The organism is Pseudohaemophilus parahaemolyticus (genome assembly GCF_938021905.1).
GTDB classification, from domain to species: domain Bacteria; phylum Pseudomonadota; class Gammaproteobacteria; order Enterobacterales; family Pasteurellaceae; genus Haemophilus_A; species Haemophilus_A parahaemolyticus_B.
Genome location: NZ_CALIFA010000003.1, coordinates 1 through 2,654 on the forward strand (window position 1 = coordinate 1; position 2,654 = coordinate 2,654).

4 protein-coding genes are annotated in these 2,654 nt (G+C 47.2%); all 4 read right to left on the reverse strand.

Annotated features, from left to right (window positions below; genetic code table 11):
• Positions 1 to 800 (reverse strand): MFS transporter (locus QMF79_RS00110; RefSeq protein ID WP_281772270.1); only part of this gene is annotated, 800 nt, incomplete at its 3' end.
• Entirely contained in the window at positions 784 to 1,464 is a 681-nt protein-coding gene (gene thiE / locus QMF79_RS00115; RefSeq protein WP_281772271.1) for a thiamine phosphate synthase, read from the reverse strand. The genes thiE and QMF79_RS00110, both read right to left, overlap by 17 nt.
• 10 nt (positions 1,465 to 1,474) lie before the next feature.
• Positions 1,475 to 2,284, reverse strand: coding sequence for a bifunctional hydroxymethylpyrimidine kinase/phosphomethylpyrimidine kinase (thiD, locus tag QMF79_RS00120; protein WP_281772272.1), 810 nt, complete (start codon positions 2,282 to 2,284; stop codon positions 1,475 to 1,477).
• A partial coding sequence (locus tag QMF79_RS00125) for a hydroxyethylthiazole kinase (protein WP_281772273.1) occupies positions 2,277 to 2,654 on the reverse strand: 378 nt, incomplete at its 5' end. The genes thiD and QMF79_RS00125, both read right to left, overlap by 8 nt.

The window sequence follows — 2,654 nt, forward strand, 5'->3', positions numbered from 1 at the left end:
GTTGGAGCAGATTTTGCGTAAATTTGGCTAAAGGCAATCATAATGTAGAACAGCACATAGCCTGCGATGCAAACCAACATTCCTAAGAAAAACGGCTTAAAATGAGTAGTGACAACTTCCAACATTGGTAAGCGTTTTGGCTGCGGTTTATTGAGTGCGGCGAGGAAAATCGGGGCTTCAGTCAGTTTTAGACGCACATACAAGCCAATAGCGACCAAAATCAGCGAAGATAAAAACGGTATCCGCCATGCCCATTCAGTCATAGCTTCTTGCCCGAAAATTGCCGTAATGCCTAAGAATACGCCATTTGCCAACAACAAGCCAAGCGGGGCTCCCAGTTGTGGGAAAGTACCATACCAACCTCGTTTACCTTCTGGAGCATTTTCGACCGCAACTAACGCTGCACCGCCCCACTCTCCGCCTAAACCGATACCTTGCCCAATACGGCATAAACAGAGCAAAATTGTCGCCCAAATACCGATGCTGTCATAGGTTGGCAACAAACCGATAACCACAGTGGAAACACCCATCAACAGTAAGCTCATCACAAAAGTATTTTTCCGCCCGAAACGGTCACCGAAATGCCCGAATAATATTGCTCCCAAAGGACGAGCAATAAAAGTGAGTGCTAAAGTGGAAAGTGCCGCAATCTGCCCTGAAAGCGGATCAGCTGAGTGGAAAAATTGATGGTTAAACACTAACACCGCTGCCATTGCGTAAATGTAGTTATCGAAATACTCAATTGCGGTGCCGACCATTGTCGCCGTCGCAACCTGTTTTAAACTATTTTGCATACTCATCGCTTGCCTCCCGCAATGCTTGGGTTACCGCTTGCACATTGTCAGCGTGGCTAATCGCCGTAATTACCGCCACGCCGTCCGCCCCATACTCCCGCAAGGTTTTAACGTGAACTAATTTCACCCCACCAATTGCCACAAGCGGTTTAGTTATGCCCGCATTTCGCAAAGTTTGAATAAACGCCATTCCTAGTGTTGGTTTCGGATTCTCTTTCGATTGCGTTGGGAAAATCGGGCCAATTCCAAAATAATCAATTTCCGCTAAATTTTCCCCAATTTTTGCCTCGTCTAAACGATTCACCGACCAACCAATAATTAGCGGTTTATCCGTTTTAGCTCTAATCTCTTGTACTGGCATATCGCTTTGTCCAACGTGAATACCATCTGCCTCGATTTCCAATGCTAAATCAACGTTGTCGTCTACAATAAACGGTACGCCATATTCACGGCACAAATCACGACAATTAATCGCCAATGCCTTCTGTGCTGAGGGCGTATGTTCTAACGAAAATTTGCCTTTATCCCGAAATTGAAAGCAGGTAATCCCGCCTTCTAACGCTTGTTTTAGCACGAATAATAAATTTTCTGACAAGTTCTCGCCCAAATGACGGCAATCTTGCGAGCCTGCCACAAAGTAAAGCGGTAAGATTTTTTGAATATTTTTCATCTTTCAATCCTTAAAGGCAACTGTAAGCCCAATGATTTGTCGGCCCGTGTCCTTGCCCAATATTCAACGGGTGAGAAATCGCAGCGGTAATAAAATCTTTCGCTGTTTTCACCGCACTTTGCAGCGGTTCCCCTTTCGCCAACTCTGCGGTTAAACAGGCGGAAAAGGTACAGCCCGTACCGTGTGTATGCGGCGTGTTGAAACGGGGGCTTTGCAAAGTAAAATGACGACCATCTGCAAGTAAAACCCAATCTTGGCACAGCTCACTTTGCGAATTGAGCGAATGTCCGCCCTTAATAATCACATTCTTCGCCCCCTGTTTTTGCAACGCTTTTGCGGCTTGTTGAATACTGGTGTCGTCCACAATCGCAATCCCCGTTAACGCTTCCGCTTCGGGAATGTTCGGCGTAATCACGTCCGCTAACGGCAGCAATTTTTGGCTTAACGCACTCACCGCTTGCTGTTGCAATAACGGTGCACCACCTTTGGCAATCATCACAGGATCTAGCACCAGCGTACCGAAAGGCTTATCAGCAAGAAAATCTGCCACGCATTCAATAATTTCTGCATTGCCCAACATACCGATTTTGCAACTTGCAATTTGGAAGTCATTTTTGACCGCTTGTAGCTGGGCGATAATGGTTGGTAGCGGAATCGTGTGAATATCGAACACGCCGAGGGTATTTTGTGCCGTAACTGCCGTGATTACTGAAGTACCAAACACGCCCCGCATTTGGAAGGTTTTGAGATCCGCTTGAATACCTGCCCCACCTCCACTGTCTGACCCTGCGATAGTTAAAACTTGTTTCACGTTACTCATTGATGCGTCCTCTTTGTCCAATAGTTTCAGGGGAAAGGGCTGCAAGTTCGTCCAACAAACGGACTTGGAACTGCCCTACTTCAGTTGTCAAACCTTCAGCAGCCAATTCACCCGCTACTGCATAAGCCACGCTCGCCTCAAAGGTAGCAGCAAAATGATTGCCAGAATCAACCGCTAAAAAAGCCGCACACACGGCACTCAATAGGCAGCCCGAAGCCGTGACTTTCGGGAACAATGGCGTGCCGTTGTGAATGGTCGCAGTTTGTGTGCCATCGCTGACAATATCCACTGCCCCGCTAATCAACACCGTACAGCCATAGCGTTGAGCCACTTTCTCGGCAACGGCTTTTAAATCCACTTCGCCCTGCCC